13 protein-coding genes are annotated in these 15,635 nt (G+C 41.7%); 7 read left to right on the top strand and 6 right to left on the bottom strand.

The genetic code is table 11. The features are described 5' to 3' along the window. Positions 1-162: 162 nt before the first annotated feature. The 5 genes from FRX45_RS16810 to FRX45_RS16795 all read left to right on the top strand — a co-directional run bounded on the left by FRX45_RS16810 (position 163) and on the right by FRX45_RS16795 (position 7,410). On the top strand, positions 163-789 hold the full coding sequence (locus FRX45_RS16810; protein ID WP_152269614.1) for a hypothetical protein: 627 nt from the start codon (positions 163-165) through the stop codon (positions 787-789). 681 nt (positions 790-1,470) lie between these two features. Next, entirely contained in the window at positions 1,471-2,961 is a 1,491-nt protein-coding gene (locus FRX45_RS16805) for an LA2681 family HEPN domain-containing protein (protein ID WP_152269613.1), read from the top strand. 366 nt (positions 2,962-3,327) lie between these two features. Continuing rightward, the gene (locus FRX45_RS16800; RefSeq protein WP_193311746.1) at positions 3,328-4,812 is read left to right on the top strand and encodes a family 43 glycosylhydrolase; all 1,485 of its coding nucleotides are present in this window, start codon (positions 3,328-3,330) and stop codon (positions 4,810-4,812) included. Positions 4,813-4,895: 83 nt separating this feature from the next. Next, positions 4,896-5,204 (top strand): DUF6660 family protein, encoded by a 309-nt coding sequence (locus FRX45_RS23865; RefSeq protein WP_394350034.1) that lies wholly within the window; start codon positions 4,896-4,898, stop codon positions 5,202-5,204. A gap of 49 nt (positions 5,205-5,253) precedes the next feature. Continuing rightward, positions 5,254-7,410: a TonB-dependent receptor gene (locus FRX45_RS16795; RefSeq protein WP_152269611.1), complete on the top strand. Its 2,157-nt coding sequence runs from the start codon at positions 5,254-5,256 to the stop codon at positions 7,408-7,410. Between the two features lie 344 nt (positions 7,411-7,754). Here the strand turns inward: FRX45_RS16795 and FRX45_RS16790 are convergent, their stop codons facing one another. Beyond that, positions 7,755-8,948, bottom strand: coding sequence for a formylglycine-generating enzyme family protein (locus tag FRX45_RS16790; protein WP_226805425.1), 1,194 nt, complete (start codon positions 8,946-8,948; stop codon positions 7,755-7,757). A 382-nt stretch (positions 8,949-9,330) separates the two neighbouring features. Here FRX45_RS16790 and FRX45_RS16785 point away from each other — a divergent pair, with 382 nt between their 5' ends. Both FRX45_RS16785 and FRX45_RS16780 read left to right on the top strand, forming a co-directional pair. Continuing rightward, a complete protein-coding gene (locus FRX45_RS16785; RefSeq protein WP_152269610.1) occupies positions 9,331-9,897 on the top strand; it encodes a Crp/Fnr family transcriptional regulator in 567 nt (188 codons plus the stop codon). A gap of 53 nt (positions 9,898-9,950) precedes the next feature. Next, positions 9,951-10,463 carry a DoxX family protein gene (locus tag FRX45_RS16780; RefSeq protein ID WP_226805424.1) on the top strand — a complete coding sequence of 171 codons (513 nt, stop codon included), beginning with the start codon at positions 9,951-9,953 and terminating at the stop codon, positions 10,461-10,463. Between the two features lie 85 nt (positions 10,464-10,548). Here FRX45_RS16780 and FRX45_RS16775 read toward each other — a convergent pair whose 3' ends face one another. The 5 genes from FRX45_RS16775 to FRX45_RS16755 form a co-directional block, all read right to left on the bottom strand. Continuing rightward, the gene (locus tag FRX45_RS16775) at positions 10,549-10,797 is read right to left on the bottom strand and encodes a hypothetical protein (RefSeq protein ID WP_152269609.1); all 249 of its coding nucleotides are present in this window, start codon (positions 10,795-10,797) and stop codon (positions 10,549-10,551) included. A 30-nt stretch (positions 10,798-10,827) separates the two neighbouring features. Further along, entirely contained in the window at positions 10,828-11,487 is a 660-nt protein-coding gene (locus FRX45_RS16770; protein WP_152269608.1) for a hypothetical protein, read from the bottom strand. Between the two features lie 30 nt (positions 11,488-11,517). Further along, the gene (locus FRX45_RS16765) at positions 11,518-13,755 is read right to left on the bottom strand and encodes a TonB-dependent receptor (RefSeq protein WP_152269607.1); all 2,238 of its coding nucleotides are present in this window, start codon (positions 13,753-13,755) and stop codon (positions 11,518-11,520) included. A 106-nt stretch (positions 13,756-13,861) separates the two neighbouring features. Beyond that, positions 13,862-14,563, bottom strand: a complete 702-nt coding sequence (locus FRX45_RS16760) for a LytR/AlgR family response regulator transcription factor (RefSeq protein WP_152269606.1) — start codon at positions 14,561-14,563, stop codon at positions 13,862-13,864. Continuing rightward, entirely contained in the window at positions 14,560-15,561 is a 1,002-nt protein-coding gene (locus tag FRX45_RS16755) for a sensor histidine kinase (RefSeq protein ID WP_152269605.1), read from the bottom strand. The genes FRX45_RS16760 and FRX45_RS16755 overlap by 4 nt, the downstream gene beginning before the upstream one ends. Positions 15,562-15,635 lie beyond the last annotated feature (74 nt).

The raw sequence follows: 15,635 nt of genomic DNA, 5'->3' as shown, positions 1-15,635 counted from the left end.
GCTCAGGGCTAGAAAGAAGCAAATCGTTATTTAAGAAAGCCATCTGTCAATTCTTTCTGCTTGTCGTGACAGCATTTAAGATCTCACATTAACTTTTTATAATCATACATGGAGACCAGGAACCATTTCAAAAAACGGGGCGAATCCCCAAGCCAAACAAGTATGGGAAAAATTAAACTTAGAAAAACAATGAAGAAGATTATCCTTACAACACTGACAATTATTTTTACACTGACACTTAGTTTTTCGCAAGATCTAATAACTAAAAAATCGGGTGATGATATTCAGGCGAAGGTTTTAGAAATAAGCGCAAATGAAATTAGGTATAAAAAATTTGATAATCTGGATGGCCCGATTTTCATTATATCCAAAAAAGATGTCTTGATGATCCGTTATGAAAATGGGACGAAGGATATATTTAACAATGATAAAGAGCCCGAAAATATTTCTTCATCTATAGCTAAATCAAGCAAAGATTTGTTTATACAGGGACAAACTGATGCAACGCAATATTACAAAGGATATAAAGGTGCTGCAACGGGAACTTTAATTACAGGGCTGGTATCCCCACTTCTTGGGCTAATACCAGCAATAGCTTGCTCTTCAACACCACCTAACGACAAAAACCTAAATTATCCCAATCCTGATTTGATGAAAATGTCCGACTACTATGATGGATACACGCACAAGGCTAAGAAAATTAAGCAAGGTAAAGTTTGGAGGAATTGGGGCATTGCATTTGGCGTAAACCTGGCTGCTGTATTAATTTTAAGTGCGGGACAACAATAGACATCCTATAACAGGCAGGCATAAAGGCGGACGGAAAACGTTCTTTAACTTTTGGTTCTTTGTTTTAGCTTTTGTTCTGGCAGATGAAATGCAATCGGCAAATATCTATGACTTGTACTTTAGCTAAATAATCAGTTGTTGTATACCCGGCGGGACGGAACGCTATTATCTTGACTTTACGCTTGCTGTAATTTTATCAAAAGAAGTTTTTGAACAGCGAACGAAACTAATCCGCCATCCGCATTGCAAAACACGCCAAATACTAAAAAAACTACCGTTTTAATAAAAAATGGATAGGTTTGAAATAGTTTCAATCCGCACTACTATAACCCGGCAATCAACCCGTATCATTCCATTTTCAGCATTTTTGGACCAGTGCATAGTACTTAAACGAAGATTGGAAGTACAGTAGCGCCCGTAATTTTTGCGGATCGAAAGGATTAATTGATTTAAAATATAATTCATAAATATAGCACAAGAAGGCCGGGCACTGTGCCTTACCTCATTCTTGCGCTAATATCGGTAGTCCGAACTGAACGAATAAATTTCAGCCATACAATATAATCCACTGCATTAACTTTACCCAACTTCGGATCGGACGAATCACGAAATATCAACATAGTGGAAAGCCCTGTCCGTTAGGTGAAAGCATTTCAAACAACGTTTCAATCAATGAACTTAATGAATTTTGACGAAAGAAGGCCGATTGACATCCTTGAAACAATTGGAGAAATTATTGAAGCGGCTCGTGAAGAAAATAATTTGTTGAAGCTTGAAGAATCAATTGACATACTCTCTACCTTAATCGACAACGCCAGATTTAATCAACGAGAAATAGGAATTTTGAACTATTTTTTAGCCAATGTTTGGTCTTACATTCAACGAATAAAATTTCCTGATGAAGAATTTCCGCTAGAAACACCTGAATTAGAAAAGCAAATTATTCATTTGCGGATTGCCAACAGGTTGCTAAAGGATACAAATGATAACTTTAAAAAGTGTCAAATACAAACCAATCTAGGAAATTTATTTAGTCATATAGGAAGATTTTCAGAAGCTCAAGAATACTTTAACCAGTGTTTAGAAATAGATCAAAATTTTGAAATGGCAATTGGCAATCGAGGATTTGGTTTATACTACTACGCAAGAGTGGTCTTTGACGCAACACAGCAATTTATTTTTATGCAATATGCGAGGAAAGACCTTTTAAACGCAATTGCTTCAAATCAAGTTTATAACGAAGCTAAATATGCGTTTGCTGGAATGGTTAAACAAATTGAAAGTGCATATCCATTAAAAGAATTAAATGATTTCAAAAAGTATAAAGACTTTTATAAAAAATTAGACAAAAAAGAAATAAACTATAAAAAATGGAGTGCGGAAAATAAATTATTTATAAACCCATTAAATGATATTTTAACCGAAAGTGTCGTTGCACACGACTATCTATTTATTCCTACAATGATATTGAAATCTGATGACAAGCTATTTTTTCATAGTATGTTTAATCAATTAAAGCAAGAATTTGTAAGTGTCAGGTTTCTTTTTTATGAAAGTGTAAATAGCCCCAAACCTCATTTTTCTGACAAAGAAGTTGTACTAATGGACACGTTAGATTATTCAGACTACTCTTTTACTTTAGAAAAAATTAAAATCGCATTTAGAGTTTGTTATTCAATATTTGACAAAATTTCCTACTTTATAAATATTTATCTCAATCTCGGTTTAGATAAGAATCGTGTAAGTTTCAGAACTGTATGGTATAATAATCTTGACAAAAACAAAGGATTAAATACAAAACTATTGACGACCAAAAATTGGGCAATGAGAGGGTTATTTTGGTTGAGTAAAGATCTTCATGAAAAAGAATTTGACACTACGATAGACCCAGATGCCAAAGAAATTGCAACAATCAGAAATTTTATTGAGCACAAATCTTTCAAAATTATTAACTCGTTTAATGAAACTTGGACTAAAAAAACAGAAACTTTTGAAATAGACCGTCAATTATTTTATGACAAAACATTTAAGCTTCTAAAATTAAGTCGTTCTGCACTTATGTATCTTTCGTTTCTTGTTTATGATGAAGAACGAAAAAAATCAATCGAGCAATCTAATGAATTGACCATACCAGTTAACTTTTTAAAGATTAAAGATGCCGACAAAATATAATATGCCTACCTAATAATTAAGCTTTCGTTGCGTCCGCAGAACGAACAATGAAAGAGCTATTAAAAGGAATTTTTTGTGCCGCTAATTTTATGGAGTTGCCCCCATTTTGGCCAAAGAATGAGGAGTGGGAAGAGAGCGATGGTTTCTTGTGCCGTATAAGGGAATAGTGAATAGTGAATGATGAGGGGTGAAACGTGAGAGGCGAGAAATGTGAAAAGTAAAAAGTGAGAAGGAATCAGATCATCGTTAGTATGCTTAAGCTGAAAGCTGATGGCTCATAGCCCAGAGCTGGGTGGGTTTCCTTCGGATTTAGGATTTGTGATTTCGGGCTTAATAATGTGTAAATTGAGGCACTTATTTATTACAATGAAAAGATTGACCGTTTTTACCGCATGTTGTGCAATGATGCTATACGTTCACGCGCAGCCATCCAAAAAAACAACATTTCACCTTAACTATGATCCTTCGGCACAGGCTACCAACGCCATGAATTATTTTAAGCCGGAGGGCAATCTGTTTGTTGGTGATTGCATCCCGTTTTACCACGACAGCACTTTTTACCTGTACTGGCTGCTCGATTCGGGGCATCATTCTGCGTTGAACGGAATGGGTGGTCACCAATGGGTGCTGAGCACCAGCAAAGACCTTAAAACCTGGAAGCAGTATCCTGTTGTGCTTGGTATTGACGAAGACTGGGAAAAATCCATCTGCACCGGGTCTGTAGTGTATTACAACAATACATTTTACGCGTTTTATGCTACCCGGCTGATAGACTCTTCGGGCGAATGGAGCGAACAACTAAGCTATGCCGTTAGTAAAGACGGCATTCATTTTAAAAAACAACAGCCTAACCCTTTTTATACCTATGCGCCGGGATACAGCAAACGCCATTTCCGCGATGCAAAAGTATCCATAGACAGCGCAGGTAATTTTCATTTGTTTGTATCAAGTGCTGTAGAAAACAGTAGCTTCCATAATAATGGCGCATTGGTGCACATGGTTTCCAAAGATCTGAAAAAATGGGAAGTAAAAGCACCCGTCATTACCGGCATGAGCGATGTACCGGAGTGCCCGGATTATTTTTACCGGAACGGGTGGTATTACCTGCTGTACAGCACAGGCTCCGACACTTACTATGTAATGTCGGGGCAGCCGTATGGTCCATGGCAATACCCGGCGTCACAGGTTTTTAAAGAACAATGGTCGAACGTGGTAAAGACCGCAGCCTTTGTAAACGGAAGACGGATAGCCGCAGGCTGGGTACCCTCCCGCAAAGACAATGAAGACGAAGGACATGAGATATTTGGAGGGAATACGGTTTTACGTGAAATCATTCAGCAGGAAGACGGCACGCTGTGTACAAAGTTCGTTCCCGAAATGATCCCTGCCACGGGAGCGGAGATCCCTTTTGTGCTGAGTAAAAATGAATGGGTTTCCCGGTCGGGCGACAGCTATACATTTAATGCTACATACGGATTAACCGGTTCTTTTATAAAAGATGTACCGGTTAACTGCAGGATCACAATGGAGATTGAACCATCGGGCAATTATGATGAATATGGATTGTACCTGCGCGCCAATGAAGATGCGGGAGAAGGGTATAAGCTGGCTGTATCGGCAAACGAATCATCGGTAACGCTTGCGGATACACGAATTACTGCGGTTGAGGGATTGGGCGGTAAGGTCAAACTCGACATTGTGATGAAGGATGATATTATTGACGTAAGCATTAACGATCGCCGCTGTATTGTAAACCGTGTTATAAACCACAAAGGCCATTTTTTGTGGTTGTATGCGAAGTTTGGCAAGGTGGTATTCCGGTCTGTTGCGATAGCGCCGCTGAAGGAATGAAATCCCGCAAAAGCCAACTTGCGAAAGAGCCGGAACTTGCATCACATCGTTTCCATCCATCAATTTGATTACCTTTGCGCCTGGTGAAAAATTGTATAGCCTGCATATTAGCTATTTATATTTTGTTCAGCGCAGTCGTTCCCTGCTCCTTTTTTGACAATTGTGAGGAAGAGCAAAGTACAGCAGGCAGTGCCGGTTCAGATCATAAAAAGGACTGTAGCAACTGTTCGCCATTTTCTATTTGTTCATCCGCACCAGGCTTTACCCTTAATACGATAAGCACGTCTTTTGAACCGGTTGCATTTAATAATTCACCGGCGTATAGCGAATATTGTTTCTCTTTCAAATCAGGGTATTATTCCAGTCTCTTTCAGCCCCCGCGTGCAGGTTAACAGCTTCAGGACAGGCAGGATTTATTGATCACATTACCGTTTACACAATATGAAGAAAATACTATTGCTAAGCATAGCAGTGTTATGTGCGTTCACTATTTATGCGCAGCATACCATTACATTATTGATTAAAAGCAGCGAAGAAAAGATACCCCTTGCAGGCGCTACAGCTACCATCGTTTCATTAAACAAAACAGCAGTTGCAGATAGTGCAGGCATTGCAATCTTTACAAACATTGCAGCAGGCAGGTACCAGGTTAAAGTGTCGTATGTGGATTTGGAAGAACAGGAAGTAACCGTTGAGGTGCCGCAGCCCGGCAACACAACATTTGAGGTGCTTTTGGAAGAAGGGGAGGAACACGAAGAAGAAATAATAATTACAGCAACCCGTATAAGCAGAACCATTGCCAATATTCCAACACGGGTGGAAGTGATCTCCGGCGAAGAACTAACAGAGAAAGGAAACATGAAGCCGGGCGACATAAGAATGCTGCTGAACGAAAGTACGGGTATTCAAACACAGCAAACTTCAGCCACTTCTTATAATTCCAGCATCCGCATACAGGGACTTGATGGCCGGTACACCCAGATATTAAGAGACGGTTTCCCGCTTTATTCAGGCTTTTCGGGCGGATTAAGTTTAATGCAGATTGCCCCTCTTGATCTGAGGCAGGTTGAAGTAATTAAAGGTTCATCATCTACATTATACGGTGGCGGGGCGATAGCCGGTTTGGTAAACCTCGTTTCTAAAACACCCACAGCCGAAAGGGAATTGAGTTTTATGGCAAATGCCACATCAGCCAGGGGCTTGGACCTTAGTGGTTTTTACAGTCAAAAATTCAGGAACACCGGACTAACTGTTTTCGGTTCCAGGAACACAGGCCGTGCTTACGACCCGGCAGATATTGGATTGACCGCTATTCCGGAGTTTGAGCGATACACCATTAATCCCAGGCTATTTATTTATGGTGAAAAGACAAATGCCAATATTGGTTTTAGCTACGTTACAGAAGACCGTACAGGCGGCAGCATGGATTATATCAGGCACGGAACAACAGGTTATTTTGAAAAGAACAATACCGGTCGTTTTACAGGCCAGGCAGATATACGGCATAAATTAAGTGATAACAGCAATCTTCAGTTTAAAAGCAGTTATTCAAACTTCAACAGGTTAATTACGGTGCCTGCCAGCATTTTTGAGGGCGTGCAAAAATCTTCTTATTCGGAGCTCAACTTTAATACAAAAGGCGAAAAGACATTCTGGATAGCCGGAGTGAATTTCTTAACCGATGATTTCAGCGAACAAAGGCACCACACCAACCCATTAAGAAATTATCACTACAATACCTTTGGTGCATTTGTGCAAAACACCTGGTCGCCAACAGGCAAATTTACTTTGGAAACAGGTTTAAGAGGCGACTATGTAAAGCAATATGGTTTTGAATTATTGCCAAGATTTTCAGCCATGCTAAAAGCAACTCCAAAACTAACGGCAAGGTTAGGCGGCGGCTTAGGTTATAAAACACCTACTGTATTTAATGAAGATGCGGAGAAAGTACAGTTTCAAAACATTCTGCCCATCAACGGGCAATCAGCAAACAACGAAAGGTCAGCAGGTGGTAATCTTGATTTTAACTACAGAACAAATTTTGGTGATGTAGGTTTTAGCATCAACCAGCTATTCTTTTATACAAGACTGAATAAGCCATTGGTGTTAACCAATACGGCAGGCAGCAATTATGAATTTGTAAATGCAGATGGTTATATAGATACCAAAGGAATGGAAACAAACCTGCGGTTCACTTACGGCGATTTTAAGTTGTTCATTGGCTATACTTATGCAGATGTGAACAGTTACTTCAGCAATACCAGAAGCTGGTTTCCATTAACGGCAAAGCACAGGTTGAATAATGTATTAATGTATGAGCAGGAAGACAAACTAAAGATTGGTTTGGAAGCCTATTATTTCAGTCCGCAAAGGTTGAGCGATGGCGCAACAGGAAAGCCTTACTGGATAAATGGTTTGATGGCAGAAAAGCTATGGAAGAAATTTTCTGTATTCATAAACTTTGAAAACTTCCTTGATACCCGGCAAACCAGGTTTGACACCATTTACACAGGCTCCGTTACCAATCCGGTTTTTAGAGACATTTATGCTCCGGTAGATGGATTTGTAATAAATGGCGGTGTTAAAATTAAATTGTAAAGAGGTGAAAGGTGAGAGGTGAAAGGTGAGGACGCGGATTTTAATTTGTTGTTTATAGTTTGTGGTTTATGGTTGCATTTGTCTTCTGATTTCGAATTTTAGTCTTCGGATTTGCATTTGATATTCCGCAGGTTTGTCTTTTGTGATTTGGTTTCCGCCACGGCGGACAGGCTTGGTGCTTCCCTTCGGATTTAGTCCCGCACGTGCGGGATCCGGCTTCGGGCTTAACAGATTTGCCGCATAGCGGAAAGGAAGTACAAGGGAGCGGTCAGAGGTCAAAGGTGAAAGGTTGAAAGGTGAGAGGTATTGCTGACAGCCGATCGCTGACCGCTGACAGCTCAAAGCTATTCTCCCTCCACATCCTTCACACACCTGAACCCGATATGGTTGGTGGCGGAGCGCCATTCGCCCTTGCCGCGGGTGCCTACCATGTACCTTGTGCAATATTGATCGGTGCATAAATACGAGCCGCCACGCTGTACTTTTTTCTGCTGGCCGGGTTCGGCAGGATCGAAGGATGAGTCGGGTCCTTTGGGATTTTTAACAACGCCTGCTTTTGCAAGTCCGGCGTAATAATCGGGGCGGTACCAGTCGCTGCACCACTCCCACACATTGCCGGCTACATCGTATAAACCATAGCCGTTGGGCGCGAATTGTTTAACCGGTGCAATGCCCGCGAAGCCATCACCGGCGATATCCGCATTGGGAAATTGTCCCTGGAAAGTATTGGCCTGCCATTTACCGGCATCCTTCATTTCATTGCCCCAGGTATAGAGGTTGCCTGGTTTGCCTGCCCGGGCGGCAAATTCCCATTCGGCTTCCGTGGGTAAGCGCTTGCCCGCCCATTTTGCATAAGCCGCCGCATCTTCATAAGCGATCTGCACTACGGGATAGTTTTCTTTCCCGGTAATATTACTGTTAGGTCCCGATGGGTGACGCCAGTTGGCTTCGTGTACATATTGCCACCATTGCAGGTGATTGTTCAATGGCACTTCATGCGCGGGAGGCGTGAATACCACCGCGCCGGCAACAAGCGCTTCTTCCGGTGCGCCTGGAAATTCTTCCTTTGTGGGTTTTTGTTCCGCCACCGTAATATAACCGGTTGCTTTTACAAAGTCCGCGAACTGCTTGTTGGTTACTTCCGTTTCATCCATGTAAAAAGGATCAACGTATACCTGGTGTATGGGCCGGGCGTCGTCCATGGCTTCGTGTCCCCCTTCGGTGATGCCCACGGGGTTTACGCCGCCCATGCTGAATGTTCCGCCGGGGATATATGCCATGCCTGCAATTTTTTCAGGATCAGCCGGTATTTCATTTTCCACTGTTGTTATAAAAGCCGTGCCACCGCCATTCATGAAGATGGTGCTGTCGCCGGGTGTTAGTCCTTTTGTACAGGAAATGGCGCCGCTGATCTTCATGGCGCCGATGTCGGGTACGATGGCGGCAACCTGTTTGGTTTTTCCCTCCCGGCAGGAGATGAGGCTCATTGTAATAAGTGCAATAAAAAGAACACGGTTCAACATTGATCTTGTTCGCATGGGCTGTGTTTTTTCGCGTATCCGGCAGTTGCTGTATTTGTTTGCTGGCGCTAAATTACATAAGAATTGTTAGTATTGTTTGTTGCGGCGGCGAAGCAAGCATCTGCAACGATTGCAGCGAAGATGGACCCTTCCCTGCCTGCCGGCAGGCAGGCCGCGGTCAGGGTGACAAGCAATAGTGGGTGGTTGAACAGTAGTGCAAAAGCTGAACCCTTATTCCCTTGCCTGTCATGCTAACGAAGCTTGCCTACCGCCAGGCAGGGAAGCATCTGTGTTCATCATTGACCAGACTCACGAAAGGTTTTTACAATATTTTGTATACTGAATACAGCATGTCCGTTTCATATACAATAATTTTAGTACTTAAAATACAAAGCAGCAAATGGAACAGATCAGAAAATACTTTGAAAGCATAACCGCTCTTACAGACAAAGACTGGCTGTTTTTTTCTTCCAGGCTTATTCAGCAGGAGTTTCCCAAACGCCATTTGCTTTTAAAAGCCGGCAAAACAGAAAGCCATCTTTCCTTTGTAGAAAAGGGCATTATACGTTTCTATATGCCAAAAGAAGAAAATGATCTGACTTTTTATTTTGCTTTCGCCAACGAATTTGTAAGCGGCTATGATTCTTTTCTCACACAAACGCCCTCTGTGTATCATATTGAAACGCTTACAGCCACTACGCTGTGGCGTATAACGTATAATGACCTCCAGGAAATTTACCAGCAAACGGAAATTGGGAATTTTATTGGAAGACATGCAGGAGAACATTTGTACTTAGATAGTTTTAAAAGGGAGCTTTCGCTGTTAAGCGATACAGCAGAACAACGGTATTTAAAATTGTTTACCGAAAAGACCCGTTTAATTCAGCAAATCCCTTTAAAATATCTCGCATCTTATATTGGTGTTACTCCCCAGGCCTTAAGCAGGATCCGCAAACGAATTTATTAACCCGGGTTCATTGTTTCTTCTTCTTTAGTTGCAGAGCTTTGCAGAAAAAAGATATGGAAATCGAAATCACTTTGCTCACGGTGTTTGTATTATCGCTTTTTATTATAAAGCTTACCCGGAAGGAATATAAATTTGCTTTGTCGGCCAGGATCGGCATGTCGGCAATGCTGGTGCTTACAGCCATCGGTCATTTTATGTTCACCAAAGGTATGGCGATGATGATGCCTGCAGTTATTCCTTTCAAAACGGAGCTGGTGTATTTTACAGGATTTGTAGAAATAGCGGCTGCAATCGGCCTGCAATTACCAAAATTCAGGGTACTGACCGGGTGGTTGCTGATCGTTTTTTTTATTTTTATACTTCCTGTAAACATCTATGCCGCCATGCACAACGTAAATATGGAAACCGCAACGTTTAACGGGGATGGGTTACGTTATTTGTGGTACCGGGTACCGCTGCAACTTTTTTTTATTGGATGGGTGTACTTTTCCTCCATAAAAGTGAAGGACCCGGAACCTGTTAATATTCCTGAAAGGATACAGAAAAAGCTGCCCCATTTGTTTTGAGACAGCTTTTATTGTGAACATAGCTCACTATTTAACCTGCTGAACAAGATGCAAAGATCATATGGTGGTCTTCAGATTTTCTTCCTTATCTTATAGTATCAGCGGGCTGGTAGTGACCATTGTAATGTTCGTGCCTCCAGTTGCCATGCCGCGCTCCGCCGGAACACATCATGAATGCATTGGCCGCAATAAACAGCACAATGATTAATATGGTAGCTATCCTGGTAATAGTGGTAAGTGTTCTCTTTTTTGAAAAAGAGCCAAATACATAACCGATAATAAACACCATACAGGCTACAAACAATATCCTGGTTAAAATGATTCCAAAAAACATAATGATAGATTTTAATGTTAATAAAATGGTTTACTTGTACCTGCCCAGTAAAGCGGCTACTTCCTTCTTACCCCAGTGTGGAGTAGCATCTGCATCCACTTTATTGTTATTCAATAGCTGAAGCGATTGTTCCAGCATTGCTTTCGCTGCCTTTTTATCGCCACCCCACATTTTGGGTGCGTAATATTTATCCCATCCTTCTAAGTAAATGGCCCGGGGATTATTCGCATTCGCTTTTTTTGCCAGTTGAATATAATGTGCGCCGGCCGGTCCGTATTTGGGACCGAAAGTTTGAGGATTGATAAACACCTTTGCCTTATTGATCATACTGAGCACGCAATATATTTCCGACAATTCCTTTTTGCGGTTTGCTGTATCCAGCAACGCAATTGATTTTTTAATTTGTTCATCGGCTTTGCTGGCAAATGGCTCAATTTTCTCCCCATCATTTTCATACAGCCAGCCGGTTTTGGCATTGCAAAAGGCTGCATAATAATAAGGAAGCCAATCTGTTTTTTGCGTTTCTGCAAGCTGTACAAACTGTCTGGCCAATTGCTGGTAATCGCCTGGCGCTTCGGCTTTATCCAATTGCGATACTGCCGATTGCAGTTGCTGCCTGTATGCATCCTGTGCTGTTGCGGTTAGGAGCAGCAGCAATACGGTTACTGCTGATAGCATTGCTTTTTTCATTGTTTTGTATTTTTTGTTTTAAGATGTGGTTTACAAATTCTGGTCAATAAAATCCTCTGTTCTGTCAACGCCGAAGCTCATGAACAGACCTATATAAAAGCTCCTGGCAGCGGGTTGTGTTACGGGTGTTTTATTTACGCCGTTGTAACTATAGCGGTAGTCAAAAACCTGCCGGCTGCCAAATACATTGTTGATGCCGAAGCCGATCCCCGAGAAATCCCTGTGCTTCCATTTGGGGAAAATGGAAAACATATAAGCAAAACTGAGGTTCATGGCATTATAGGTATTGGTATGTCCCTCGTCTTGTATAACGCTGTGCCCATCGCTGGTTTGAATATTGTAATAAGGTCTTCCTGTAGCAATGGTATAGGAAAGATTTGCATTGAAACTGATGCCGGGAAAGAATTTCTTGATGGCCACAAAAGCGGAATGGGGTGTAGTAAAATTGGGTCGTAACGCATACGGATAATCTAAGTACCTGCGCTTTGTATCTAAATACGTATAGCTCACCCAATAGTCGAATCCTTTAAAGGTTTTCTTATCTCTCCAGAACAATTCAATGCCTCCTGCATAACCATCTCCTTCATTTTTAATTTGGGGTATTGTTGTAATAAGGTCTTTGTATTTTTTATAATAGGCTTCAATCCTTAACAAACGGTTGCCTGCCTTTTTTTGAAAGTTGATGATATAATGCGTGGCCCTGGTGAAATGGGTTTCACCCGAATACTGCACATACATATTCTCCGGTTTCTGATAAAAAATGCCATAGGCCATATTGAATTGCGCTCCTTTGCCCAGCCGGTAGGCCAAACTGATGCGTGGCGCCAGCGTGGTTTGATCCAGCAGTGCAGAATGTTCTGCTCTAAGTCCGGCCCTTGCTGCTATACTGTGCGTTAACCGGATATCTGCCTCTGCAAATGCGGCTGCTATATTGTCTTTCAGCAGGGCGGCGGAATCATTAAAAAGGTAGCTGTCTTTGCTGTAGAAATATTCCGCTCCGAAACGTACTGCCTGTTTATAACGCCATCCCTTAGTTAACACCAGCCTGCCCTGGGCAAAATGGGACTGGTTATGTGTGAATGTGTTTTTCTCAGCAAACGGGTATCCGGTCAGACTGATGTTTTCTTTACTAGCGTTTTGCAATGCCGTGTTAACAGCATCCCTGTAATAATTATAGCCTATTGCTGCATCTATTTTCCACTGCTTTCCAAGCGATTCCCTGTAAGAAAGATTGTTGTACCAGTTCCTTCCTTTTAATTCGTATAAAGAAAGCAGGTCGCTGCTGTCAATATCCGGGTTTCTCATACCGGTATGGCTGTACCCGTAGTTGGTATAAAATTTAAGCATACCCGCTTCGCTTGTCTTTATTCTAAAATTGGCATCTGCACTAAAGGTTTCAGGTCCATGAAAAAAGTCTGGTTTTTGTGTGATCACCGAATGATAGGCTTTTAAATTGCTATAGCTGGTATTGATGCCATAGCTGCTTTTTTTGTTTTTGGCCAACTGCTGCAAACCAACGCCAATACTTTGCGGAAAAAGATGAAGTCCAATGGATGATTCTTCAGGAAGATCTATGGTCTCCAATATCAGCGCACTGCTCAATGCCTGTCCGTACAATGCCGAATAACCACCTGAGCTGAACAGGATGCCCCTGAATAAAAAGGGATTAAGCCGGGCAGGTTGCGGCAAACCGGGGATGCTTGAAAAATTGGGCTGTTTTAGCAGCAACCCGTCAACAAACTGCTTGGTTTCTTCACCGGTTCCACCGCGCACGTATAATCCTTCTTTCTCGCCAATTTGCTGTGCGCCGGGCAGGGAACGCAATGCATTGGCTATATCGCCACCACTGCCTGCAACGGTTACTGCATCCATAGGAGTGAGGGAAGCGCCTTTGGCTTTATCACTCGCTTCAAATGCGCCGGCACTGATTATTACCACTTCACCCATTGCTTTGGCTTCATCTTTTAAAACAATGCGCAAATGCAAAACAGAATCCATAATGAATATGCCCGTTTCTTTGGCGGCATATCCAACAGATGACACCTGCAGTATTTGGTTGCCTTTTTCTGCAGTGGATAAACGAAAGTTCCCCAATGAATCGGCTTTTACGCCTGCGCCGGATCCTTTGATGCCAATGGTGGCTGCAACAATGGGCTCATCCTTTTTATTGACCACCTTTCCGGTAATGATGCTTTGGGCATTTGCCTGCATCACCATTAGGGCTAACAGCAGGGCAGGGGTTACCAGTTTTTTGCTGAATGATTTCATGATACATGTGTTTTGTACCACAAAAATATTTGACGATACTGCGCAGCATGTTCATGAATCTATGAGCCGGGAATATGAATAGATATGTTGGGAGAATGCGAAGACTTCAGAGCGGGAGGATTTTTTCTACATTGGCTTTATAGCTTTCGCTGAGAGGTAATTCAATTTTATCAATGCAGATGAGATCGCGTTTAACAGCGGTTATTTTGTCGGCAGATACGATATAGGATTTATGCGTACGGGCGAAACGGTAGCGCGATAATTTTTCTTCCAGCGCCTTCATGCTCATTTTGGTGATGATGGGCCGGGAAGCTGAAGCAAGAAATATTTTTACATAATCTTTCATTCCCTCTATGTACAATATATCGGGGATATTCACTTTTACCTGGTTGTATTCTACATGAACGAAGAAATAGTCTGGCAGGTTTTCCCTTGCTGCTGGCTTTTGCTGAAGGTTAAACAGTTCGTAAGCTTTGTTGCATGCTTTTAAAAATCTTTCGAAAGAAACGGGTTTTAAAAGATAATCAACTGCATTAAGATTAAACCCTTCCAGAGCATGTTCTTTATAGGCAGTTACAAAAATTACCATGGGTGGCTGTTGCAGCGACTGAATGAATTGCAGCCCGTTGAGTCCGGGCATTTGTATATCCAGGAAAATGAGATCCACCTGTTCTTTATGCAGCACGTCTGCTGCTTCCATGGCATTTTTGCAGCGTTGCACCAGGTGCAGGAAAGGTACTTTTTGGATATTGTCGGCCAAAAGATCCAATACCAATCTTTCATCATCAACTGCAATACAGTTCATCATAGCAACATAAGATTTAATTGAGCAGCATATATCCCGTCCTGATCTGTGATTTGGAGCTTATATTTTCCGCTATACAACAGCTCCAGCCTGTTTTTTACATTTACCATGCCAATTCCGGAGTTTTTATCTTTCGAGAAATTATTGCTGTTATAGTTATTTATTATCTTAAAAAGCAATTGCTTTGCTTTTACTTCAAGTTGTATGGAAATGAAAGGATCTTTTACCATACCAATACCGTGTTTAAACGCATTTTCAATGAACGGGATCAGCAGCAGGGGCTCAATAAGGCAATCGGGGCATTCGTTTTTTATTTCCAGCTTCACATCCACATCTTCGCCAAAACGCAATTGCTGCAGATCAATATAATTTTTAAGCAGGTCAATTTCTTTGCTTACCGGAAATTTTTCTTCATTGGAATCATAAAGCATATAGCGCAACAGGTCGGACAGTTTTATTAATGCCGGTTCCAGCAGGTCCGATTTTTGACGTGCCAGTGCAACCATATTGGCCATCATATTGAACAAAAAATGAGGACTTACCTGGGAGCGTAAAAACTTTAGTTCGGAGCTAAGCCGTTCCGCTCTTCTTTCTTTTTCTAATTTTTCAAACCGGATGCGGTTACTCACCAGGCGAAAAATAAAACTGGCGATGAAAAAAGGAACGGGCGGGAAAAAGATCACCCGTATATTTTGTTCTGTTAATTGAAAGCCGGGACTAAGGTTTAACAGGAACAGCTTTGCATAATATGAAAAAGCAAGCAAGCCTGCAATGGAAAGCATATACAACCACCAGTATTTCCGGTTGAACAGGCGGGGGTATAGGATATACGCGTTGAGGTAAAACAATCCTATATTGTAGATATTCGTGAGCAGGAAAAAGTTTTCAGGTAATCCTATAACGGTTTCGCCGGAAAACATAATGGCAGGTATGGCCAGCAGCACTGCCCATATAAAAATATGTATGCCGGGAATAAAATATGGTGAATTCTTTTGTGTCATTGCTCTGGTTCAAAGTTCAACTAAATTATTTTAAAACAGGGTAAGGGAACCGGTATGGCTGCAAACTACGCTTC

This window comes from Agriterribacter humi, assembly GCF_009192765.1.
In the GTDB taxonomy this organism is placed as follows: Bacteria; Bacteroidota; Bacteroidia; order Chitinophagales; family Chitinophagaceae; genus Agriterribacter; species Agriterribacter humi.
This window is presented reverse-complemented; position numbering and strand designations above follow the sequence as displayed.